Source organism: Neotamlana sedimentorum, assembly GCF_000943565.1.
In the GTDB taxonomy this organism is placed as follows: Bacteria; Bacteroidota; Bacteroidia; order Flavobacteriales; family Flavobacteriaceae; genus Neotamlana; species Neotamlana sedimentorum.
In genome coordinates, this window is the sequence record NZ_JTDW01000002.1 from 152,292 (window position 1) to 176,571 (window position 24,280).

A 24,280-nucleotide genomic window follows, 5' to 3' on the forward strand; every position below is an offset into this window, starting at 1 on the left:
AACTTTTGAACTTTAAACTAAAAAGAAAATGTATCAATTAGAAGAGAAAATATGGTTTTGGACGTTGGTTGTTATTCCGGTAATAATCCTCCTGTTTTTAGGTCTACAATTCTGGAGATACAAAACCCAAAATAAGTTTGCCGATAAGGCATTACTTAAAAAATTAAGTCCGAATAAATCTACCTTTAAAACCGTATTAAAAGTAGTGGTTTTATGTTTAGCTTTTTTATGTTTATCCTTAGCTTTAGTAAACCCCAAAATTGGCACAAAGCTTGAAACAGTAAAGCGTGAAGGAGTCGATATTGTTTTTGCACTCGATGTTTCTAAAAGTATGTTGGCCGAAGATATTGCACCAAACCGTTTAGAAAAATCGAAGCAATTAGTTACGCAAATTGTAAATAATTTGGCGAGCGATCGTGTTGGTATAATTGCCTATGCTGGAGCCGCATTTCCGCAATTACCAATTACAACCGATTATGCCTCTGCAAAAATGTTTTTACAAAGCATGAATACCGATATGCTATCGTCGCAAGGAACGGCCATTAGCGAAGCTATTAAATTGGCATCTACCTATTTTGATGATGAAGAGCAAACCAACCGGGTGCTCATTATAATTTCCGATGGTGAAGACCACGGGCAAGAAGCCGAAGCCATTGCCGAAGCCGCACACAACGAAGGCGTTCGTATTTTTACCATTGGTGTTGGCGACGTAAAAGGCGGACCAATTCCAGAAAAAAGAAACGGTGTTGTTTTAAATTATAAAAAAGACAGCCAAGGCGAAACCGTAATAACAAAGCTTAATGAAGACACATTAAAAGCCATAGCAGAAGCTGCAAACGGCGCTTATATAAATGGAAAAAATACAGCTAACGTAGTTGAAAATATTAGAGACATTTTAAACACCATGGATAAAACTGAATTCGAGGCAAAACAATTTGCCGACTTTAAAGACCAGTTTCAATGGTTTTTAGGTTTCGGAATTTTCTTTTTATTATTAGATGTTTTCCTTTTAGAAAGAAAAACAGCTTGGTTAAAAAAATTAAATCTATTTAATGAGAATTTTTAAGATTTTACCGTGTGCAGCGTGTTAATTATTTATCATTTTTTTAACGTGCAAAAACAATGGGTTTTTTAAATTTAAACAAAGAAATGAAGCGTTTACTACTTATTTTAAGCATATGTATTTCAGCAATTTCTGTAGCTCAAGAAGATGCAGAAAAAGCACAATTATTGGCTATGCAAAAAGCAAATAATTTTGTGTACGAAGGCAATTCGTTGTTAAGTGACAACAATTTTGTGTCTGCCGAAATGGAATACCGCAAAGCACTATCAAAACAAGCTTCTACAAAAGCCGGTGTTTACAATTTAGGAACCAGTTATATTAAAAACGGTAATTTCGATGAAGCCCTGTATCGTTTACAACAAGCTACCAGTTCTTCAACTTCAAAAGAGGAAAAACACCGTGCATTTCATAATATTGGTAATATTTTAATGCAAAATAAAAAATGTAAAGAAGCGGTTGAAGCTTACAAAAATGCATTAAGAAACGACCCAACCGACGATGAAACTCGTTATAATTTAGGACTTGCCAAAGAATGTGCAAAACAGCAACAAGATCAAGAAGATAAAAACCAAGATCAAGACAAGCAAGACGAAAACAAAGAAAACGAGGATAAAGAAGACAAACAAGATCAAAATAAGGAGCAGGACGAGAATAAAGAAAACGAAGGAGATAACGACGAAAATAAAGATCAAAAAGACGAGGGCGAACAAGATGATAAAAAGGAAGGTGACGACGAAAAAGATGAAGATGGCAAGCCTAAAGATGAAAAGAAAGATGAAGGCGATAAAGGTGAAGATGAAAAGAAAGAGCAACAACAACCTAAACCTCAACAAGGCCAATTATCGCCACAGCAAATTAAAAACTTGCTAGAAGCCATGAACAACCAAGAACAAAAGGTTCAAGAAAAAATAAATGCCGAAAAACAAAAAGGTGTAAAAATAAAAACCGAAAAAGATTGGTAGTTTTGAAAACCGAAGACTGAATTTGAAATTTTAAAAAAATGTGAAGGCACAAAACCTACTAAACTGAGTTTGTCGAAGTTCTAAGTAAGAATAAATAATAAAATGTCATGCTGAGCGCAGTCGAAGCATCTTAAAAAGTAGAGTTAAAAGAAACGAATTGTCATGCTGAGCACCTTAAAGCAAAGCATCTCATTAAAAATAAAAATGCATATAAAAAATTACATAGCTGTTTTATTTATTGTCATTGCATCAACATTTGCTGGCGCACAAGTTAAGTTCGAGGCCAAAGCAAGTAAGAGCAAATTAGGCATTAACGAGCGTTTACGCATCGACTTTGAAATGAATCAAGATGGCGATAATTTTAATCCTCCAAATTTTGCAAATTTTACGGTTATTGGCGGGCCAAATCAATCGGTAAGTAACTCCTGGATAAATGGTGTGCGTACCTACAAAAAAACCTATAGCTATTTTTTAACACCTAAAAGTCGCGGTACGTTTACAATTAGTCAAGCCACCATAAATATTGATGGCGAAACGTACAAAACCACACCAATAAAAATTGAAGTTACTGCAGCTGTCGATATTCCAAAGGATCCGAACGATCCTAATTATTTGGCTTCAGAGAATATTCATTTAGTGGCCGAAGTATCAAAAACCAATCCGTATTTAAACGAAGCTATTACGGTTGTTTATAAACTTTATGTTTCGCCAAAGGTAGCTGTCGATAATTGGAACGAAATCGATAGTCCGCGCTACAACGATTTTTGGAGTCAAAATATAAACACTCAAAATCAAAAGGTACAAAACGGCACGTATAACGGCGAAGAATATCGCTTTTTGGTATTGCGAAAAACAGTGTTATATCCTCAAAAAACTGGAAAATTAAACATTGAACCTTTAAGCTTAAATATTGCCATGCGCGTCCCTTCAAACCGTCGCGATATTTTTGGAAGCTTACTCATGACACGTGTAAACCGTACCGTGTCTGCAGGTAACAAAACAATAAACGTTAAAGCCTTACCAGAAGCAGGTAAACCAGCAGATTTTACAGGTGCCGTTGGTGATTTTAAGTTTGATGTTTCTACGTCTAAAACCGAATTAGATGCCACAGAATCGCTTCAGCTTAACGTTCGCGTAAGTGGAAACGGAAACTTAAAACTATTTAAATTACCAAAAATTAGTTTACCTAGTTCTTTGGAAGTTTACGAACCTGAGCATACCGAAAATGTAAAAACAAACCTAGCTGGCATGCAAGGAAGCATTGCCGATAGCTATACCGTTGTTCCTCAATTTAAAGGAAAATACCCAATTCCGAATATTTCGTTCTCGTATTTCGATTTAAAAACCGAAAGCTATAAACGTTTATCATCAAATGAAATTGTTATTGATGTTCTAAACGGGCCTTCCAATGGCGTAAATTCTAACGAAAATAATGCAACAAGCAACAATAAACAAGCTGTAGTTTATAACGACAATCAGTTTGCTTTTATAAAGACCAATACCGTATTTTCTAGCATAAAGCAAAGTCATTTCTTTAAAACCAATACCTTTTGGTATTTACTTTTATTGCCGTTTTTAGCCATTCCGTTAGCCATTATTTTAGGCAAACAAAAAGCTAAACGCGATGCCGATGTTTCTGGAAATAAAATTAGAAAAGCCGATAAATTAGCCCGTAAATATTTAAGTAATGCCAAAAAATCTTTAGGCCAAAAAGAAGCTTTTTATGTGGCTCTAGAAAAAGCATTACACAACTATTTAAAAGCTAAATTACAAATTGAAACTAGCGAATTAAGCAAGGATAGAATTACCGAACTGCTAAAAGATAAGCAAGTGGACTCTAGCGTAATTACAGATTTTACTGGCATATTACAAAGTTGTGAACTGGCGCGTTACACCCCAATTGATAATGTAACCATGCAAGAAGATTACGATAAAGCAGCACAAACCATTTCGTTAATAGATAAACAGGCAAAATAATATACTTTTTTTGAACCAAGTGAAGCATTTTATGAAGCACACCATTTATATACTCGTATTTTTTATAGCGGCATTTAGTTTTGGTCAAAATGAGGCCTTGTTCGAAAAAGCAAACGCATTATACAACGATGCTAAGTATGCTGAAGCTATCGATGCCTATGAAGCTATTATAGAAACTGGAAATCATTCGGCCGATTTATATTTTAATCTTGGCAATGCCAATTACAAATTAAATAACATTGCGCCTAGCATTTATTACTATGAAAAGGCTTTGCGCTTAGCTCCCAACGATGCCGATATAAAAAACAACTTAGCCTTCGCGCAAAACATGACTATTGATGTGATAGATATTGTACCCGATTCTGGAATATCAAAATTTATAAAGTCGTTCGCAAACAAATTCACTTTCGATGCTTGGGCAAAAATAGCCGTTGTTTTAGTGTTTGTTTTCGTTATATTATTTCTAATATATTATTTCGCTTTTTCTACCAACAGAAAGCGCTTAACCTTTATTGGAAGTGTGGTTTCTTTAATTTTGATTTGTATTACGCTGACCTTTGCATTTTATAAGTTTAACTTAGACAAAAAAGATAATCCGGCCATAATATTTGCTCAAGAAAGCAAAGTGAAAAGTGGCCCAAACCCAAATAGCGATGAAGCTTTTAGATTGCATGAAGGCACAAAAGTACAAGTAGAAGAAACTTTTGAAAGCTGGAAAAAAATAAAACTTGCCGATGGTAAAACAGGCTGGGTTGCTGCAAACGATATAAAAACCATTAAAGATTTTTAAAACATCTTTAACACGATAATTACTTTGAAATGTTATATTTGTATAACAACCAAACTAAAACATGACTAAAAACACAATTGTTATATTCTTTTCAGTTTTATTGTTGGGCTTTATTGCTGCTCCAACAATAATTGCTAGTATAGACGATTCTGTTGATATTTCAATTTTTTATAATAACGTTGCTGAAGAAGAAGAAGTAAATAAAATTAAGCTTCCGTTTAGTAACGACAGTCATGAACCAGCCGATTTAACTTTCTTAACATCGGAAGTTAGAACAGCATATTTTTTAAAAAATTATCCCAATCCGCATTTAAATCTTTTTTCTCCACCACCAGAAATAGGTTAATTTTTTATTTTCATATCAACCATAGGTTTCCTTAAAAACCAATTTATTTACATTAACCACTTTCAATTAATCTATTTGTCATTGTAATTGAAAGTAAAACTATTTATATATGTTTAAAACAATAAAAAAAGACTTACCAGCCAGTATAGTTGTATTTTTTGTAGCCTTACCTTTATGTTTAGGTATTGCCCTTGCTAGTGGTGCTCCATTATTTTCTGGTTTAATTGCAGGAATTATTGGTGGTATTGTTGTTGGAGGTTTAAGTGGCTCTAATATCGGAGTTAGCGGACCCGCAGCAGGATTAGCTGCCATTGTACTTACTGCAATTGGTTCCTTAGGTGGTTACCAAAATTTTTTAGTAGCCGTCGTTTTAGGTGGTGCTATTCAATTACTTTTTGGGGTTTTAAAAGCTGGCGTTATTGGGTATTATTTTCCATCGTCGGTAATAAAAGGCATGCTTACAGGAATCGGTATTATTATAATTTTAAAACAAATTCCGCACTTTTTTGGTTACGACGCCGAAGCCGAAGGTGCTGACAGCTTTGTTGAAGCATCAGGAGAAAATACGTTTTCTTCTCTTTTAAATATTTCAGATAATATTATTTGGGGTTCTTTTATAATTGGGGCTATTGGGTTAGCTATTCTTATTCTTTGGGATCGTGTTCTTTCTAAAAAAGGTAAAATATTTCAGCTTATACAAGGGCCATTAGTAGCTGTAGTGTTAGGAATTATATTTTATATCACTACAAAAGGTAACGAGAGTTTATCTATTGCAAAATCACACTTAGTTAGTGTTCCTGTGCCAGAAGATGCTTCGTCTTTTTTAGCGCAATTTAGTTTTCCAAACTTTGGTGTCATTACAAACCCAGAAGTTTGGGTTATCGCATTTACAATTGCTTTAGTAGCAAGTTTAGAAACTTTATTATGTGTTGAAGCTACCGATAAATTAGATCCGCATAAAAACGTAACACCAACTAATCGAGAGTTACTGGCACAAGGAACAGGAAATATTATTTCTGGCCTAATTGGAGGATTACCAATTACTCAAGTAATCGTGCGTAGTTCGGCAAACATTCAATCAGGTGGAGAATCTAAAATGTCGGCCATAATTCATGGCTTCTTTTTATTGATTTCGGTAATTTTAATACCGACTTTGCTTAATATGATACCTTTATCTGTTCTTGCCGCTATTTTATTGGTTGTAGGATACAAACTAGCTAAACCAACTTTATTCAAAAAAATGTACAGCTTAGGATGGAAACAATTTGTTCCTTTTATTGTTACTGTTTTAGGTATTGTATTTTTCGATTTATTAAAAGGAATTGGATTAGGTTTAGCTGTTGGAATTGTAGTTATACTTTTAAAAAGCTACCAAAACTCACATTTTCTTCATATTGAAGATAGCACAAACGGTAATCATAAAATGAAAATGACCTTTGCCGAAGAGGTTACCTTCTTTAATAAAGGTGCTATTTTAAAAGAGTTGGATAATATTCCGCCAGATACATTTCTTGAATTAAATGTTCTTGGAACAAGATATTTAGATAATGATATTATTGAAATTTTAGAAGATTTTCTTCTAAAGGCAAAAGAACGGAATATCAATATTAAGTTATTGTCTAAACGTGGTATCGTTGAAAATCCAGAAAGTTTTATTGAATTCTTCAAAAAAAGACCAAAATCGGACCTTAGCTTGAGCTAATTATTATAACAAGACATTAAAAACTATATTATGAAAGCACATACAAAAGAAACTCAGGCAACTATGACGCCTGACAAAGCAATACAATTTTTAAAAGAAGGAAACATTCGTTTTCAAAACAACTTAAAAGCAAATCGTAATCTGTTAGAGCAAGTAAACGATACTAAAGCAGGGCAATTTCCATTTGCCACTATTTTAAGTTGTATCGATTCTCGTGTTTCTGCAGAGTTAGTTTTCGATCAAGGTTTAGGCGATATTTTTAGTGTACGTATTGCAGGAAATTTTGTTAACGAAGATATTTTAGGAAGCATGGAATTTGCTTGTAAATTGGCTGGCACGAAACTTATAGTAGTTTTAGGTCACACGAGTTGTGGTGCAATTAAAGGAGCCTGCGACCACGCCGAAATGGGTAACTTAACCAAGTTAATAGAGAAAATTAACCCCGCGGTAGAAGCTGTAACAGAACCAGCAGACGAAAGCCTGCGTAACTCTAAAAACCTAGATTTCGTAGACACTGTTTCTAAAAAGAATGTCGAGCTTACTATAGATAGAATTCATGCAGAAAGCCCAATATTGTCCGAAATGGAAAAAGATGGCGAAATTAAAATTATAGGTGCCATGTATAATATTACAACCGGTGCCGTAGAATTTTATGAGTAAAATTATGAGCAAAAACTATGTGGCAGCATTAATACTATCTTTAATGCTGCCATTTTTTTCTATAGCACAAGACAGTAATTTGGGTAACTGGTTAATTTATTTTGGAAACAAACAACTTAACCAAAAATGGAACCTTCATCACGAGGTACAATACAGAAATTACAACGCCATTGGCGATTTAGAACAACTTTTACTGCGCACAGGTTTGGGTTACACTTTTAACGAGAGTAAAAACAATGTACTTTTAGGCTACGGCTATATTTTGTCTGAGAATTATGTCGACAATTCAGATAATAAAACCTCAGTAACCGAGCATCGTATTTATCAGCAATTTATATCAAAACAAAATATAGGTAGCGTTAGTTTAAGTCACCGTTACAGGTTCGAGCAACGCTTTGTAGAAAGCGATTTTAAAATGCGATTTCGTTATTTTTTATCGGCAAAAGTACCATTATGCAAACCAGAAAATGGTAACAGTAAATTCTATTTATCGGCTTACAACGAAATATTTTTAAATACCAAAACCTCAATTTTCGATCGCAATCGGTTGTACGGTGGTTTAGGTTATAACCTGTCTAAAAATGTACGTATAGAAGCCGGATATATGAATCAGTTTTTCGAAACCACAAGTCGCGACCAACTAAACATCATGACATTTGTGAACTTTTAAGCCTCTTGAAATAAAGCGTTGTCTTCAGTTTCATCGTCATCAGTTTCATCAGAAATTAACTTCGGAAAAATTAAAGGCACCAAACTTTTTACAGGTGTGTAAAGTATAGAATTTTCAATATCATCATCATCTATAAAGGTGATGGTGTTATTAAATTTGTTGAAAATATTTAAAATAACACTCAGCAAAAGTGCAATTTTTAAAGCTCCAAAAACACCTCCTAAAAGTTTATTTAAAATACCAAGAGCTGCAAAATCGGCAAGTTTAGTAAGTGCTTTACCAGCTAAGGCAATAGCCAAAACAATAACAACAAAAGTAATGGCAAAGGCAGTAATATTAATGGTTTTTTCGCTCCAATCGGTTTTAGTTTGTAAAAATTCGGCAGCAAAATTACTAAAATGTATAGCGCCATAAACACCGGCAACCAATGCAATAAGCGACGCCACTTCAACAAAAAGGCCTTTTAAAAACCCACGAACTAAGCCTAATAAAATTAAAGCTCCTAAAACAATATCAATAACGCCCATAAAAAATCAATTTCAACAAATATAAAATAAATTCCATCCTTTTTTAGTGCAAACCCAACAAGTAACAAAGGCATTCATTAAATTTGAACCCGAAACAAGAAACTTGGAACTTGAAACAAAAAGGAATGGCAAGAGACGAACAATTAAAACAACGCTGGGAACAAGTCGTAAAAAAACTATCCGATCAATTCGCTGATGGCGATACTTTAGATTTAGACGCTATAATTTACCTCATTGGTGTGCAAGAACTCGGGCAATTAAACCGTACGTTTAAAAAAGACCAAAAGCTCGATCTTATGCACATTGCAATATGTAAATTACTCTCGCCATATGGCTATTACGAACTCGATTTTGTAGATAACGATGGTTGGCCACACTACAAAACACTTGAGCAATTGCCTCCCTTAAAAGCCGGAGAACAAAGCGTTTTAATGAAAGAAGCCATTGTAAATTACTTTCTAGAAACCGAATATATTAATTAAATGGGCGTTACCACGCTAAGGCGCGGTCGGGCTTTCCGCTATATCTTTTTCTCGTAACCTCAAAAAAGGATGCCGCTGCAATCCCTAACGCAACCCATCCGCACAAGGCATTGTTTATTCCTTCTTAAATGTAATTTTGCCACAATTAACCATGCAGACTATAGCATTTAAGATAAATAAAACTTGTTTCAGCGCGTTAAAAATCACTAAATTTGCAACCATTTCGATAATATAGCTATGATTGACAAGATAAAAGAACTAATTGCCGAAGCCGAAGCCTTTAAAGCCGAAACTATTGAGGAAGTGGAAGATTTCCGAATTAAATACCTCGGAAAAAAAGGATTACTTAACGCCTATTTTGCCGAATTTAAAAATGTAGCAAACGAGCAAAAAAAGGAATTTGGCCAAACCATAAATAAGCTTAAAACTACTGCACAAACAAAGGTAGACGAGCTTAAAGATGTTCTAGAAAGTAAAGAAGAAGAAAACGGCGTTTTTGGCGATTTATCGCGCCCAGGACAACCCGTTCAATTAGGTTCGCGCCACCCTATTTCAATTGTAAAAAATCAAATTATCGATATATTTTCGCGTATCGGTTTTAACGTAAGCGAAGGTCCAGAAATTGAAGACGATTGGCACAACTTTACAGCGTTAAACTTGCCAGAATACCATCCGGCACGCGATATGCAGGATACATTTTTTATACAAACTAACCCCGATATTTTATTGCGTACACACACCAGTTCGGTACAAGTACGTTATATGGAAAACAACCAACCGCCTATTCGAACTATTTCACCAGGTCGTGTGTATAGAAACGAAGCTATTTCGGCGCGTTCGCACTGTTTTTTCCACCAAATTGAAGGTTTGTACATAGATAAAGACGTTAGTTTTGCAGATTTAAAACAAACTTTACAACACTTTACAACCGAAATGTTCGGGAAAAGTAAAATACGCTTACGCCCATCGTACTTTCCGTTTACAGAACCAAGTGCAGAAATAGATGTGTATTGGGGGTTAGAAACCGAAACCGATTACAAAATTACTAAAGGAACCGGTTGGCTAGAAATTGGCGGTTGTGGTATGGTAGACCCGAATGTATTAACCAACTGTGGTATAGACACCGAAGTATATTCTGGTTTTGCATTTGGTGTGGGTATCGATCGTATTGCCATGTTGTTACACCAAATTGGAGATATTCGTTTATTAAGCGAAAACGATGTGCGCTTTTTAGAGCAGTTTAAATCGGCACTTTAAAAATAATATTGTCATCCTCCCGCAATTTCGGGATCAGGATCTAAATAAATAGATAACAAACTTAAAACCCTGAATTTTCAGGGTTTTTTCATATTCAAAAAATCACATCTTGCATTTTCATAAAACTAAAGTTATCTTCATACATATTTTTTAAACATGAAGGAAAACAAAGAACTCGACCTCGCTTGGAATTTTGTTACCAAAACCAATCGTAATATCTTTTTAACCGGTAAAGCTGGTACGGGTAAAACTACATTTCTTCATAAATTAAAAAAAGATTGCCATAAGCGTATGGTAGTTGTGGCGCCTACGGGTGTGGCTGCTATAAATGCTAAAGGCGTTACTATTCACTCGTTTTTTCAAATGCCTTTTGGCCCTATTTTGCCACACGATAATTTACAAAGTTCGTCGCAGTTTAGCCGAAAATTCAATAAAACAAAAATTAATATTATTAAGTCGCTCGACCTTTTGGTTATAGACGAAATAAGTATGGTTCGTGCCGATTTACTCGATGGCATCGATAAAGTATTGCGCCGTTTTAAAAACAAAATGTTACCGTTTGGCGGCACACAATTACTTATGATTGGCGATTTACAACAGCTTTCGCCGGTAATTAAAGAAAGTGAGTGGCATTTGTTACAACCGTATTACAAAAATGCATTTTTCTTTAGTAGTTTGGCCTATCAACAAAGTAAAGCCATAAGCATTGAGCTTAAACACATTTACAGACAAGAAAACCCCGTTTTTATTACTATTTTAAATGAAATTAGGAATAATAAACTCACCCAAAAATCGGCCGATGAATTAAATAAAAGATATCAGCCCAATTTTATAGCAAACGACGAAGACGGTTATATTTCGTTAACAACCCACAACCGAAAAGCTATTGCAACCAACGAACAAAAGCTAAAGGATTTAACAGGAAAATCTCAAAAATACAAAGCAGCCGTAGAAGGTAATTTTCCAGAACATGCTTACCCAAACGATTTGGTTTTAGAGCTTAAAGTGGGCGCTCAAGTTATGTTTATAAAAAACGATAGCTCTCAAGAAAAGGAATATTTTAATGGTAAAATAGGCAAAGTTATTGCTTTAAATAAAGACGAAGTTGTAGTGCGTTGTCCGCAAGATAATTTCGATATTACTACAAAGCTAGAAACCTGGGAAAACATAAAATACACGGTAAATAACGAAACCAAAGAAATTACAGAAGATAAAGTTGGTAGCTTTTCTCAAATTCCGTTACGTTTGGCTTGGTCAATTACCATACATAAAAGCCAAGGCTTAACGTTTGAAAAAGCAATTATTGATGCCGAATCTGCCTTTGCCCATGGGCAAACTTACGTGGCTTTAAGCAGGTGTAAATCGTTAGAAGGTTTGGTGTTAAAAAGCAAAATTTCTCCGCAACAAATAATTACCGATAGCCATGTTTTAAATTTTAATGAAGAAGCGGCAAATAACGAGCCAGACGAAGCTGTTTTATTAGAATCGGAACGCGATTTTCAACTCGATTTAATTGCCGAACTTTTTAATTTTTACGCCTTTTTATACCCAACAAATCGTGTTTTAGATATCTTTTATAAAAACCGAGGGAGCATTGAAGGTCAAGTTGAAGAACCAGCAATTACAATTAAAAATACCGTAACTAATTTATTAAAAGTTGGTAATGGCTTTAAAGTTCAATTGCAAAACTTGGTTGAAAAAACCGAAATTCCAGAAACCAGCGAACCATTACAAGAACGTTTTGCTAAAGCAGTTACTTATTTTAATGACCAAACAAAAGCCAATATTGAAGCATCATTAAAAGCTTTAAATTTTACAACCGATAATAAAGCCATAGAAAAAGATCTTGAAAAACAACTTGATGCTTTAGAAGAACTTTTAACCGAAAAACTATTGTATTTTAAAGGGTTGCCACACGCCTTTAGTGTAAGCTTTTATTTAAAATTGCGTACCGAAGCTGTATTTTTAGCTAAAGAAAAACCTAAAAAACAACGAAAACAAGTAATTGATGGTACTGTAAATATTGATCTTTTCGAGCTTTTACGAGTTTTAAGAAACGATATTGCTGAACGCGAAGGTTTAGTGCATTTTCAAATTTTCACCCAAAAATCGTTATATGCAATGTGTGAATTATTGCCAACAAATAAAAAAGAATTGCTGGCTATTCATGGCATGGGAAAAACTAGAGTAGATAAATATGGTAAAGAAATTTTAGAGGTTATTACCAAATTTGTTGACGAAAACGATATTGAAGTTACCAACCAAGTTGAGCTAGAAGAAGATCCTAAAAAGCCTAAACGCCAAAAAGGCGATAGCCAAAAAGAATCTTTAGATTTGTTCAAAAAAGGTAAAACCATAGCTGAAATAGCGAATCAGCGTGAGCTTAACGAAAATACTATTTTTGGGCATTTAGCAACATTTATTCCTTCAGGCGAAATTAAAATTACCGATTTAATGGCTTCAGATGTTTACACAGAGCTAAAAGAAATATTACCTACAAAAACCTACGAAAATCTGTCCGATTTAAAACTTCAGCTTAACGATAAATATAGCTACGGCGAAATTAAATTGGTTTTAAGTGAGCTGACATCTTCTTAATTTAAAATAAAAAAAGGCTAACTAATAAGCCGATTTGGAAAAGTTTAAGGCAACCACATAACTCATCTTTGTAACATAAATTAAAACAAAGTATTATGAGTAATTTAAAAGGAAAAGTGGCTTTAATAACAGGCTCTTCCAAAGGTATAGGTGCCCAAATTGCAAAAACGTTTGCAGAAAAAGGCGCAAAAGTTGTGGTTAATTATTCCGGAAGTAAAGCAGAGGCAGAACAAGTAGTTAGTACAATTTTAAAGGAAAATGGTGAAGCTATTTGTGTTAAAGCAGATGTAAGTAAAACCGAAGATGTTAACCAATTATTTGCCCAAAGTATAGCGCATTTTGGCAAAATAGATATTTTAGTAAATAACGCCGGTGTTATGTTAAATACTTTAATTTCTGAAGCTTCTGATGCTATTTTCGAAAAACAAATACAAATTAATTTAAAGGGTGTGTTTAACACACTGCGAGAAGCTTCAACCAAGTTAGCCGATAACGGAAGTGTCATTAATATTTCCTCTACAGTTACACGAACCAATTTTCCAACGTATGGCATATATTCAGCTACCAAAGCAGCGGTAGAACAGTTAAGCAAAGTATTTGCAAAAGAAGTTGGGCATCGTAGTATTAATGTAAATTGCGTTTTACCAGGACCAACAGGAACCGATTTATTTTTACAAGGAAAATCGGAAACCATAATAAATCAGCTTGCTAATAGTAATGCGTTTAAACGCCTTGGAACACCTACAGATATTGCAAATATAGTAGTACAATTGGCAACTAACGAGTTTAAATGGATGTCTGCCCAAAGTGTTGGAGCAAATGGCGGAATGGCTTAAAATTTCATATTATGAAACAGTTTTTATCTGCAATTATAATGGGTGTTTGTGGCGCCGTAGCTACATTTTTAGCTTTTTCGTTTAACTTACCAAGTTGGGTATTGTTTCTAGCTTGGGTAAGTTATTATTTATTTGGCAAATCGTTTAAATCGGCATTATTAACGTTGGTTCCAATATCTGCGGGAATAATTATGGGAACTTTAATATTAAGTTTTGGTGGCTTGTTAGGAGGTTATTTGGCTAAAATGGGTTTTCCCATAGCTGTATTTATATTTATTTCTGCACTTACCTATTTATCAAAAATTAAGTATTTAAATAATATTCCGGCTTGGTTTATGGGTTTAATTATATTTTTTGGCGTTCATCCGCATTTGCAAGTCATTTCAATTTTAAGTCTTTTTATACCAATTTTGGTAGGTCTAGCATTTGCTTTTATAAATGATACGTTAACTCAATTGGTTTTTAAAACTTCTGTAAAATCGTAACTATTTTATATTTAATTTTATAACAACCAAACTTGGTTTACTACAATGGAAAAGATAAAACACATAACAAAATTATCCGATTTTCATGTTTTTGCGAACTTGCCATCTCCAAAACATCCGCTAATCAGTTTAATAGATTTTAGTAAAGTGCAATTTCCAGAAGATATAAAAGGCTTAAAATTAGTTCAAAACTATTACACCATTGGTTTAAAGCGCAATGTGCCTTATAAGTTATTTTACGGGCAAAAAGAATATGATTTTAATGAAGGATTAATGACGTTTTTAGCGCCCAACCAAGTTATGAGCATGGAGCGAAACCCGAATATAAATTTAAGTGGCCCGTTAAAACCTTCGGGCTACTTGCTTTTAATACACCCAGATTTTATTTGGAACTCTACATTAGCGAAAAGTATTAAGGATTATGATTATTTTAATTATGAAATAAATGAATCGTTGTTTCTTTCGGAAGATGAAGAGCATATGATGCTAAACATCTTTAAAAATATTGAAAAAGAATATCGAGCAAACATTGATAAATTCAGCCAAAAAATAATCATTTCTCAATTAGAACTTCTTTTAAATTATGCCGAACGTTTTTATGAAAGGCAGTTTTTAACCAGAAACAAAACAAATCATCAGCTTTTAAGTCAAGTTGAAGCCTATTTAGACAATTATTTTAAAAACGATAATTTAATTGAAGTTGGTTTGCCTTCAGTAGAAAAAATATCATCAGCATTAAATCTATCATCAAGTTACTTAAGTAGCATGTTAAAATCTCTAACAGGCATGTCTACACAACAGCATATTCATAATAAACTTATAGAAAAAGCAAAACAAGAATTAACAACTACTCAGCTGTCGATTAGCGAAATAGCCTATAAATTGGGGTTTGAGTATCCGTCTTCATTCAATAAATTATTTAAAGGTAAAACCGAAATGTCTCCAGTAGAATTCAGGAAAACGTTTAATTAATAATTCTTAAAATAGTTTTAACAACAAATTAACTTCGTTTAGTTCGGTTTGTTCCGAACTAGTTAATATTTTTGCAAAGAAATTACTTCGCAACTTATTTTGCGTTATTGTAATTAATGAAAAAAGGATATTTAATGAAAGGCATTTGTAAAGAAAAAATGGCTTTAGTTGAAAAACTAGGAGTGCATTTAGAAAATAGAGAATATTTAGCACCTGTAGCGGCAAGAATATTGGCTTATGTAATATTAACAGGTAAAAGAGGTACTACTTTCGATGAAATGGTGGAGGTTCTATGTGCTAGCAAAAGCACAATTTCAACGCATTTAAATCATTTACAAGATTTAAATAAAATTGAATATTTCACCAAAACAGGCGACAGAAAAAAATATTTTATTGTTAAAAAAGATATGATTGTTCATCATATTGATAGAATGATGGATCACTGGAGAGATGAACGCAAAATACATTTAGAAATAAAAGATTATAAAAATTTAATTAACGAAAATAAAATTGAAAAAGATGAAGAAAAGTTCGATTTAAATTTTCACAATGATTACATCAAGTTCATAGATAGTGCAACTCTAGCTGTAAAAGAATTAAAAGATAAAATATTAGATAACCAAAAAATATCATAACCATTATTATGAAACAAAATAGATTAATAGCAGTAATCTCGCTAAGTGTTTTCTTAGTGATTTTAAGTTGTGGGAATAGCGAACAGAAGCAGGCGGCACAAGCACCGCCTGCTACTTTTCCTGTAGCGAAAGTAGAGCAAAAAACCGTAACGGGTTATAACGAATATCCTGCAACTATTGAAGGTGTTGTAAACAGTGATGTTCGCGCTAAAACCACCGGATATTTAGAAAAAGTTTTTGTAGATGAAGGCCAAAAAGTACGAAAAGGCCAATCGTTATTTAAGCTAGAAACGCAGTCGTTAAGTCAAGATGCAAGTGCAGCAAGAGCAAGAGTTAATCAAGCTCAGGTGGAGGTAGATAAACTTATTCCTTTAGTTGAAAAAAATATTATTAGCCCTGTACAACTAGAAACCGCTAAAGCTAATTTAGCACAAGCCAAGGCAAGTTATAGTAGTGTTTCAGAAAATATAAATTACGCCACCATAAAAAGTCCAATTAATGGGTACGTTGGTGCTATAAATTTTAGAGAAGGTGCATTAATTAGCCCTAACGATGCTACACCATTAACAACAGTTAGCGAAATAGAACAGGTTTATGCTTTTTTTAGTTTTAACGAAGCGCAATATATCGATCATTTACAACGATCGGAAGGTCGTACTAAAGCAGAACGTATAAAAATGTCGCCAGATTTAACTTTAATTTTAGCAAACGGCACAGAATATTCCGAAAAAGGGCGTATTCAAACCAGTACAGGACAAATAAACCAAAGTACAGGAACCATTCAAATAAGAGCCGCTTTTAATAATCCTAACGAAATTTTAACCAACGGTAACAGCGGAAAAATTAAATTTCCAATAGAATATAAGGATGCCATTGTTGTACCACAATCTGCAACTTTCGAGCAACAAGGTAATATAATGATTTACAAACTTGGAGCCGATAATAAAGTGGGTACATCAATTTTAAAAGTAAAAGGATCGGTAGATAATCTTTATGTTGTGGAGTCTGGTTTAAAAGCCAATGACAAAATTGTAGTTTCTGGAGTTGGTAAACTTAGAAATGGCCAGGAAATTACGCCTCAAGAAATGGCTTTCGACGAAGCTATAAAACCCATAGCAGTACTTTTTAAAAACTAATTAATCCTCAAAAATATTAGTCATGTTAAAAACATTTATTGAAAGACCAGTGCTTTCAACAGTAATCTCTATTATCATTGTTATGCTAGGGGTTATTAGTATAACAACCTTACCTATAGAGGAATATCCAGATATTGCACCACCAACTATTAAAGTATCAGCAACTTATACAGGAGCTAATGCCGAAACCGTTTTAGAGAGTGTAATTATTCCTATTGAAGAACAAATAAACGGTGTAGAAGGCATGACGTACATGACCTCTACAGCTTCAAATACAGGAACTGCAGAAATTACGGTGTATTTCGACCAAGAAATGGATGCAGATATTGCTGCCGTAAACGTGCAAAACCGTGTTGCTAGAGCGGCGCCATTATTACCGCAAGAAGTTACCCAAACTGGTGTTACTACGCAAAAACAAGAAACAAGTGCGTTAATGTTTGTTTCTATGTATTCAGAAAGCGAAAATTACGATGCTACGTTTATTCAAAACTATTTAAAAATAAACGTTATTCCGGCTATGCAGCGTATTAGTGGTGTGGGAGATGTAAGCGTTTTTTCGCAACAAGATTATGCGATGCGTATTTGGTTAAATCCGCAAAAATTAGCAGCATATAATTTAATTCCTTCTGATATTTCAGCCGTTTTAGCCGAACAAAATTTAGAAGCAGCGGCAGGATCTTTAGGTGAAAATAACGGGGAATCGTTTTCGTATGCTTTACGCTATAGCGGAAGATTTAAAAACGAAAGTCAGTACAGCGATATTGTTGTAAAAGCCTTAGGAAACGGTGAGTATTTACGATTAAAAGATGTTGCTACTATCGAGCTTGATGCACAATCGTATGCATCGAACGCTATGAGTTTAGGAAATCCCGCAGTATTTATGGGAATTTTTCAAACCAAAGGATCGAACGCACAAGAAATTATTGAAGGTATAAAATCAACTTTAGAAACCGTTAAAGCCGATTTACCAGAAGGCTTAGATATTTTTATTCCTTACGATACCAGTTTATTCTTAAATGCATCAATCGACAAAGTAATTCACACGCTTATTGAAGCATTTATTCTGGTTTTTATTGTAGTATTTATCTTTTTACAAGATTTTAGGTCTACTTTAATTCCAGCTATTGCCGTACCTGTTTCTATTATTGGTACGTTCTTTTTCCTAAATATTTTTGGGTATTCCATTAACCTTTTAACCTTATTCGCTTTAGTACTGGCCATTGGTATTGTAGTAGATGATGCCATTGTAGTCGTTGAGGCTGTTCATGCTAAAATGGACGACGGGGAACACAACCCTAAAAAAGCCACATTAAAAGCCATGAGTGAAATATCAGGCGCTATTATTTCCATTACTTTGGTTATGGCTGCCGTATTTATTCCGGTAACTTTTGTAACGGGACCAACCGGAGTTTTTTATGAGCAGTTTGGTGTAACTTTAATTATATCCATTTTAATTTCAGCGGTAAATGCATTAACCTTAAGTCCGGCGTTATGTGCCTTATTATTAAAAGAGCATAAAGACGATGAAGCATTAAAAGGAAAAAATCCGCTACAGCGTTTTTATACATTATTTAACCGCGGATTTAATGCTACGGTTAACAAATATGGAAAATCACTTCAGTATTTATATAAGAAAAAATTTGTTTCTGTTGTGTTAATTATAATTGCCGGTATTGGTATTTACTGGGCTTCAAACACAACACCAACAGGTTTTGTGCCAAGTGAAGACCGCGGAATTATTTTTGCAAATATAGAATTACCTGCAGGTGCATCGTTAGACAGAACCGATGCTGTAGCCAGAAAATTATACTCTAAAATTGAAGGTTTAGATGGCATAACAGGCGTAAACTTTATTAAAGGTAGAAGTTTAATTTCTGGAACTGGTACCAACTTTGGTTTTGGTATTATAAAACTTGATGATTGGAGCGAACGTGAAGACGAAGCCCTTTCTGTACAAGCATTAACAGGAAAGCTTTTTGGAATTGCCGCAACGGTGCCAGAGGCTAATATTATATTCTTTTCGCCACCAAGTATTCGAGGTTTTGGTAATGCTTCAGGTTTCGAAATTAATTTATTAGATAAGTTTGGCGGTGAGTTTACCGATTTAGATAAAGCAAACAAAGATTTTTCAATGGCTTTAATGAGTCATCCAGAAATTAAGTATGCAACCTCATCATTCAGTACAAACTATCCGCAATACGAAATGGAAGTTAATGTACCATTGGCAAAAGAAAAAGGCGTTTCTGTTACCAGTATTTTTGCCACATTACAAGGTTATATTGGTGGTATTTATGCTTCAGATTTTTCACGATTTGGGAAACAGTTTAGAGTATACATTCAAGCTTTACCAGAAGATAGAGCAGACGAAAGTGCGCTTAATAGTATGTATGTAAGAACAAATTCGGGACAAATGACGCCAATTACAGAGTTTGTAAAACTAAATCGTGTTTACGGGCCACAATCTGTAACTCGTTTTAACTTACTAAACTCAACAAGTATTACAGGAGCAACAAACGATGGTTACAGTACTGGTGATGCTATTAGAGTTATAGAAGAAGAAGTTGCAAAACTACCAAGTAATTATACCGTAGCTTATTCCGGATTAACCCGAGAAGAAGTAAATGCAGGTAACCAAACTACCTTTATTTTTATTTTAAGTATTCTATTTGTGTACTTTTTATTAAGTGCGCAATACGAAAGTTACTTGTTGCCTTTTGCTGTTATTTTATCCTTACCATTTGGTGTATTTGGAGCCTACATAAGTACTAAGTTTTTAGGTTTAGAAAACAACATTTATTTCCAAATTGCCTTAATAATGCTTATTGGGTTATTGGCAAAAAATGCCATTCTTATTGTTGAAATCGCTTTACAGAAAAGAAGGCAAGGAGAATCTATTGTAGAAGCAGCAATCGATGGAGCAAAATCGCGTTTACGACCTATTTTAATGACATCGTTTGCATTTATTCTAGGTTTAATGCCATTAGTTTTAGCAACAGGCGTAGGATCGGAAGGAAACAGATCTATTGGTTCTGGAGCCGTTGGCGGATTATTAATTGGTACTATTTTAGGTGTTTTTGTAATTCCTATACTATTTATATTCTTCCAATGGTTGCAAGAAAAAATTTCGGGTAAATCAGTAGTTCAAACTATAGAATCTTAAAAACAATGAAAACAAATAAAAAATATAAAACCATAAGTAAAGGCGCTTTATTGTTGGTTGTTGTTGTAACCTTACAAAGTTGTTTTGTAGCGAAAGATTACGAACGTCCTGATGTTACACCAGAAACCGAAGCACTATTTAGAACCGAAAATTTACCACAAGACAGTGTGTCTATGGCAAATGTATCGTGGAAAACCATGTTTACAGATACATATCTTCAACAATATATTGAAGAAGGTTTACAAAATAACATGGATATTCGCATGGCATTACAGCAAATACAATCGGCAACAGCTTATGCAAAAGAAGGAAAAGCAGGTTATTTCCCTTCTTTAGATTTAGGAGCAAATGTTACACACCAAAAACTCTCGGAAAACAGTCAATTTGCTTCTTTAATTACAGGAGATATTGATACTTACGATATTACAGCAAGTTTATCTTGGGAAGCCGATATTTGGGGTAAAATACGAAGTAACCGAAGAGCAACCCAAGCAGCATATCTGCAAACAGTTTCTGCGCATCAATTAGTGAAAACCGAGCTTATTTCAAATATAGCAAATGCGTATTATAATTTATTAGCGCTCGATGCACAGTTAGAGGTTACCAAACAAACTATTGAAACCAGAAGAATAGGTGTAGAAACTATAAAGGCTTTAAAAGATGCCGGCCAAGTAACACAAGTAGCTGTCGATCAAAATATAGCGCAATATAACAACGCCAGAGCTTTACAAGTAGATTTAGAAGCCGCTATTTTTAAAACAGAAAACACCTTGAGTATTTTATTAGGAAAAACACCGCAAAAATTTGAAAGAAGCCGTTTAGAAACACAACATATAGAATCGGAAATTAAGCTTGGTATTCCTGCACAATTACTTAGCAATAGGCCAGATGTTATGGCTGCAGAATATGGTTTAATTCAAAGTTTTGAGTTAACTAATGTGGCAACTAGCAATTTATATCCATCGTTAACCTTAACAGCATCAGCTGGTTTAGAAAGTTTAGAGCTCGATAAATTATTAAACGTTAATTCCTTATTCGCAACAGTAGTTGGTGGTATTGCGCAACCTATTTTTAATAAAAGACATCTTAAAACATTAAAAGAAGTTGCCAAAGCCGATCAAGAACAAGCATTGCTAAGCTTTAAAAAAACACTTTTAATTGCGGGTAACGAAGTATCGAACGCATTATACACCTACGAAGCAGAAACCGAAAAATATGAATACAGAAAACTGGAAGTAGAAGCTTTAAGAGCTGCCGAAACAAACTCTGAAGAATTGCTTAAAAACGGTTATGCGAATTACTTAGATTTATTAACAGCACGCCAAAGTGCTTTAAGTGCAGAGTTAAGCATTATAGATAGTAAACTACAACAATTATCATCGGTTGTAAATTTATATGAAGCCTTAGGAGGCGGATGGAAATAAAATTTTTTAATATAAAATAAAGACAAGTGTAAATTAGTTTTTAATGTTGTGACTAATTATTGATGAAAAAGGGCTTAATTATTTAAGTCCTTTTTTTATGAAGTATAATTAAAAGCGTATTTAAACAGTTTATCTATTTTTGTAATATGAAGAAAGATATAAATATACCTGAAGTAAAAGATGTTCATGTTGCTGTGGTGCAAGAAGAGCATTTAGAGTATAAAACGCAAGATTGGAATGCTTATATTATAAATAATACCAATAAAGAATTAGATACCGTGCTTATTGTATCGCAAGGTTATAACGAAACTAAAATGACGCCACCAATGCGCCATACCATAGCCAAATTACCAGCACGTAGTTACGCCAAAATTGAATATATGCAAGAAAAGGTTTTAGAACTAAACAACGCGTTTAAAGTCACCTTTTTTGAAGGCAATCAAATGTTCGATAAAACCTATTTATTTAGAAAAAACACCATTAATAACAAAGCTTTAAGGCCTTTGCCTCTTATGCAATTAAAAGGTGTTTTGGTGAAGTAATATTTAATCAAGAAATAAAAAAAATCTGTTATTCTTTTGAAGTTTAGAATAACAGATTTTTTATTTTAAAACCTTTGCTCGTTTATTAAGCTGCAGTCAATTTTATTTTCTGGTTAAAGGTGTTTACCCATTTTTCAGAAAAAGGAATTTCCCCATTTAAAGGCGGATCTACTTCATCATCAAAAATATTAAACGTTATTTTTTTACCAGAAAATGTATCAAAAATAATATTAGCGTTTAATAGTGCTTTTTGTCTGCTATCTTTAATAATGTCTAAATAACAATGATTGACGTTTTTTAAATCGACAACAACATCGTCGTTGTTTTTAATAAAGTATGCAAATTCAAAATTTGTATCAATCCCAATAATAGCATTATTTAAAATCTCAAAACTTCCAATTTGGCTATTTTGTTTTTGTGCTAATGTATTTAAACTGTTAATTAATGTGTTTTTGTTTCTTCTTTTTATAATTGAAAATATTACAAATGGCGCAAAGCAAATTAATGCTATAACAAGGCCAATTACGGTACTTCTAGTATCCATTTTTATGTTTTTTTAGTTAAATAAAGGTGTGATTATTTGTGCCTTAATCGTTTAGTTAAGACATAAATATTTAAAACGAAAAAAAAGAATACGGTTTACCAGTGGTAGTGAAACGGAAAAATAATATCGGTTTTCTTAAAAGGAACACCAATTATATTTTGATGTTTAAATTTAACCTTGCAAGTGTTGGTGTATAAAGCTTCAAACGATTTTGAAACATTAAAAGGAAGCTTATAAACCGGAACAAGGTTTTGTGGTGTAGTAACAGACTGTACTAAATTAATTACAGTACTTTCTACACTTTTTGTTGTAATAGAAGGTACATCTGGAGCGTAAAGCTTCCAAATGTTGTCTTCTTGGGCTTGTTCAAATTTAGTGGTTTGTGAATCGTTGTTTTCTAACGAAAAACCATAAGTAGAAAAGCTAAGTAATAAAAGTAAATAAATTAACCTTTTCATGCCACAAAAGTATCTAATAATAAGATGCAGAATGTGTTTTGTAGTGTTAAAATTAATCTAACTTTTCGGTAAGTTTTTTAAAGACTTTTTTTGGGTTTTTGTTTTCGTATAAAATATCGTAAACCGCATTTATTATAGGAAGCTGGGTTTTTTTGTTGTTTTTCTGGTTAAGTAAATGTGCGCTTTTTGTAGCATAATAACCTTCGGCAACCATATTCATTTCCATTTGTGCAGATTTTACAGTGTACCCCTTACCAATCATGTTACCAAACATTCTGTTTCTAGAAAAAACAGAGTAGCCCGTTACTAATAAATCACCTAAATAAGCCGAGTTATTAATATTACGTTTCATGTGATGCATTTTTTTAATAAAACGTTTCATTTCACGAATAGAGTTACTCATTAAAACACTCTGGAAATTATCGCCATAACCTAAACCATGAGCTATTCCAGCTGCTATAGCGTAAATGTTTTTTAGCATAACAGCGTATTCTATACCAATAATATCATCACTAATTTTTGTATTTATATAATCGCTACTTAAATTTTTGGCAATTGCTCTTGCTTTGCTTGAATCGGAGCAGGAAATAGTTAAATACGATAAGCGTTCCAGAGCAACTTCTTCGGCATGACAAGGTCCCGCGATTACTGCAATGTTATCGTAAGGCACATTATAAAAATTATGAAAATGTTCGCCTACTAACAAACCACTTTCTGGCATAATACCTTTAATAGCCGAAACGATTGTTTTTTCAGAAATATCTATGGTTAATTTCTCTAATTCACTGTGAATAAATGCCGATGGAATTACAAATATTAAAACATCGGCGTATTCTGCCATTTCATTTATATCATTACTTAATTTTAATTGCTCTAAATGAAACTCTACAGAACTTAAGTAATTTGGATTGTGCTGTTCGCGTATTAAATGTTCTTTAGTGTAAACACTGCGCATGTACCAGCCTACTTCGTTTAAATTTTCGCACAGCATTTTTACAATAGCAGTGGCCCAACTTCCAGCTCCAAAAACAGCGTATTTTAAAGGTTTTTCCAT

23 protein-coding genes are annotated in these 24,280 nt (G+C 33.6%); 19 read left to right on the forward strand and 4 right to left on the reverse strand.

Annotated features, from left to right (window positions below; translation table 11 throughout):
- Positions 1-28 precede the first annotated feature (28 nt).
- The 8 genes from PW52_RS03045 to PW52_RS03080 all read left to right on the forward strand — a co-directional run bounded on the left by PW52_RS03045 (position 29) and on the right by PW52_RS03080 (position 8,170).
- Entirely contained in the window at positions 29-1,066 is a 1,038-nt protein-coding gene (locus tag PW52_RS03045; RefSeq protein ID WP_044631452.1) for a vWA domain-containing protein, read from the forward strand.
- A gap of 56 nt (positions 1,067-1,122) precedes the next feature.
- On the forward strand, positions 1,123-2,025 hold the full coding sequence (locus PW52_RS03050; RefSeq protein WP_316930115.1) for a tetratricopeptide repeat protein: 903 nt from the start codon (positions 1,123-1,125) through the stop codon (positions 2,023-2,025).
- Positions 2,026-2,229: 204 nt separating this feature from the next.
- Complete coding sequence (locus PW52_RS03055) at positions 2,230-4,002, forward strand: BatD family protein (protein ID WP_044631453.1); 1,773 nt, start codon at positions 2,230-2,232, stop codon at positions 4,000-4,002.
- Positions 4,003-4,033: 31 nt separating this feature from the next.
- On the forward strand, positions 4,034-4,792 hold the full coding sequence (locus tag PW52_RS03060) for a tetratricopeptide repeat protein (RefSeq protein ID WP_044631454.1): 759 nt from the start codon (positions 4,034-4,036) through the stop codon (positions 4,790-4,792).
- A gap of 61 nt (positions 4,793-4,853) precedes the next feature.
- Positions 4,854-5,138, forward strand: coding sequence for a hypothetical protein (locus tag PW52_RS03065; protein ID WP_044631455.1), 285 nt, complete (start codon positions 4,854-4,856; stop codon positions 5,136-5,138).
- Positions 5,139-5,247: 109 nt separating this feature from the next.
- Positions 5,248-6,840: a SulP family inorganic anion transporter gene (locus PW52_RS03070; protein WP_044631456.1), complete on the forward strand. Its 1,593-nt coding sequence runs from the start codon at positions 5,248-5,250 to the stop codon at positions 6,838-6,840.
- Between the two features lie 30 nt (positions 6,841-6,870).
- Positions 6,871-7,500 carry a carbonic anhydrase family protein gene (locus tag PW52_RS03075; RefSeq protein ID WP_044631457.1) on the forward strand — a complete coding sequence of 210 codons (630 nt, stop codon included), beginning with the start codon at positions 6,871-6,873 and terminating at the stop codon, positions 7,498-7,500.
- Positions 7,501-7,504: 4 nt separating this feature from the next.
- The gene (locus PW52_RS03080) at positions 7,505-8,170 is read left to right on the forward strand and encodes a DUF2490 domain-containing protein (protein WP_240475138.1); all 666 of its coding nucleotides are present in this window, start codon (positions 7,505-7,507) and stop codon (positions 8,168-8,170) included.
- Here PW52_RS03080 and PW52_RS03085 read toward each other — a convergent pair.
- Entirely contained in the window at positions 8,167-8,697 is a 531-nt protein-coding gene (locus PW52_RS03085) for a CvpA family protein (RefSeq protein ID WP_044631459.1), read from the reverse strand. The genes PW52_RS03080 and PW52_RS03085 overlap by 4 nt on opposite strands.
- A gap of 125 nt (positions 8,698-8,822) precedes the next feature.
- Here PW52_RS03085 and PW52_RS03090 point away from each other — a divergent pair, with 125 nt between their 5' ends.
- From PW52_RS03090 to PW52_RS03140, 11 genes are all read left to right on the forward strand, one after another.
- Positions 8,823-9,179 (forward strand): hypothetical protein, encoded by a 357-nt coding sequence (locus PW52_RS03090; protein WP_044631683.1) that lies wholly within the window; start codon positions 8,823-8,825, stop codon positions 9,177-9,179.
- A gap of 237 nt (positions 9,180-9,416) precedes the next feature.
- Positions 9,417-10,436, forward strand: coding sequence for a phenylalanine--tRNA ligase subunit alpha (pheS, locus tag PW52_RS03095; RefSeq protein WP_044631460.1), 1,020 nt, complete (start codon positions 9,417-9,419; stop codon positions 10,434-10,436).
- Between the two features lie 156 nt (positions 10,437-10,592).
- Positions 10,593-13,034 carry a helix-turn-helix domain-containing protein gene (locus tag PW52_RS03100; protein WP_044631461.1) on the forward strand — a complete coding sequence of 814 codons (2,442 nt, stop codon included), beginning with the start codon at positions 10,593-10,595 and terminating at the stop codon, positions 13,032-13,034.
- Positions 13,035-13,129: 95 nt separating this feature from the next.
- On the forward strand, positions 13,130-13,870 hold the full coding sequence (locus tag PW52_RS03105) for an SDR family oxidoreductase (RefSeq protein ID WP_044631462.1): 741 nt from the start codon (positions 13,130-13,132) through the stop codon (positions 13,868-13,870).
- Positions 13,871-13,881: 11 nt separating this feature from the next.
- Entirely contained in the window at positions 13,882-14,355 is a 474-nt protein-coding gene (locus PW52_RS03110; RefSeq protein WP_044631463.1) for a DUF1097 domain-containing protein, read from the forward strand.
- 45 nt (positions 14,356-14,400) lie between these two features.
- Positions 14,401-15,327 carry a helix-turn-helix domain-containing protein gene (locus PW52_RS03115; protein ID WP_044631464.1) on the forward strand — a complete coding sequence of 309 codons (927 nt, stop codon included), beginning with the start codon at positions 14,401-14,403 and terminating at the stop codon, positions 15,325-15,327.
- A 116-nt stretch (positions 15,328-15,443) separates the two neighbouring features.
- Positions 15,444-15,962 (forward strand): GbsR/MarR family transcriptional regulator, encoded by a 519-nt coding sequence (locus tag PW52_RS03120; RefSeq protein ID WP_044631465.1) that lies wholly within the window; start codon positions 15,444-15,446, stop codon positions 15,960-15,962.
- Positions 15,963-15,970: 8 nt separating this feature from the next.
- Positions 15,971-17,098: an efflux RND transporter periplasmic adaptor subunit gene (locus PW52_RS03125; protein WP_044631466.1), complete on the forward strand. Its 1,128-nt coding sequence runs from the start codon at positions 15,971-15,973 to the stop codon at positions 17,096-17,098.
- Between the two features lie 22 nt (positions 17,099-17,120).
- The gene (locus tag PW52_RS03130) at positions 17,121-20,258 is read left to right on the forward strand and encodes an efflux RND transporter permease subunit (RefSeq protein ID WP_044631467.1); all 3,138 of its coding nucleotides are present in this window, start codon (positions 17,121-17,123) and stop codon (positions 20,256-20,258) included.
- A 5-nt stretch (positions 20,259-20,263) separates the two neighbouring features.
- On the forward strand, positions 20,264-21,682 hold the full coding sequence (locus PW52_RS03135; protein ID WP_044631468.1) for an efflux transporter outer membrane subunit: 1,419 nt from the start codon (positions 20,264-20,266) through the stop codon (positions 21,680-21,682).
- A gap of 146 nt (positions 21,683-21,828) precedes the next feature.
- On the forward strand, positions 21,829-22,224 hold the full coding sequence (locus PW52_RS03140) for a hypothetical protein (RefSeq protein ID WP_044631469.1): 396 nt from the start codon (positions 21,829-21,831) through the stop codon (positions 22,222-22,224).
- An 85-nt stretch (positions 22,225-22,309) separates the two neighbouring features.
- Here PW52_RS03140 and PW52_RS03145 read toward each other — a convergent pair whose 3' ends face one another.
- The 3 genes from PW52_RS03145 to PW52_RS03155 form a co-directional block, all read right to left on the reverse strand.
- Positions 22,310-22,768 carry a hypothetical protein gene (locus PW52_RS03145; RefSeq protein WP_044631470.1) on the reverse strand — a complete coding sequence of 153 codons (459 nt, stop codon included), beginning with the start codon at positions 22,766-22,768 and terminating at the stop codon, positions 22,310-22,312.
- A 95-nt stretch (positions 22,769-22,863) separates the two neighbouring features.
- Positions 22,864-23,226 carry a hypothetical protein gene (locus PW52_RS03150; protein ID WP_044631471.1) on the reverse strand — a complete coding sequence of 121 codons (363 nt, stop codon included), beginning with the start codon at positions 23,224-23,226 and terminating at the stop codon, positions 22,864-22,866.
- A 52-nt stretch (positions 23,227-23,278) separates the two neighbouring features.
- Positions 23,279-24,280 carry an NAD(P)H-dependent glycerol-3-phosphate dehydrogenase gene (locus PW52_RS03155; protein WP_044631472.1) on the reverse strand — a complete coding sequence of 334 codons (1,002 nt, stop codon included), beginning with the start codon at positions 24,278-24,280 and terminating at the stop codon, positions 23,279-23,281.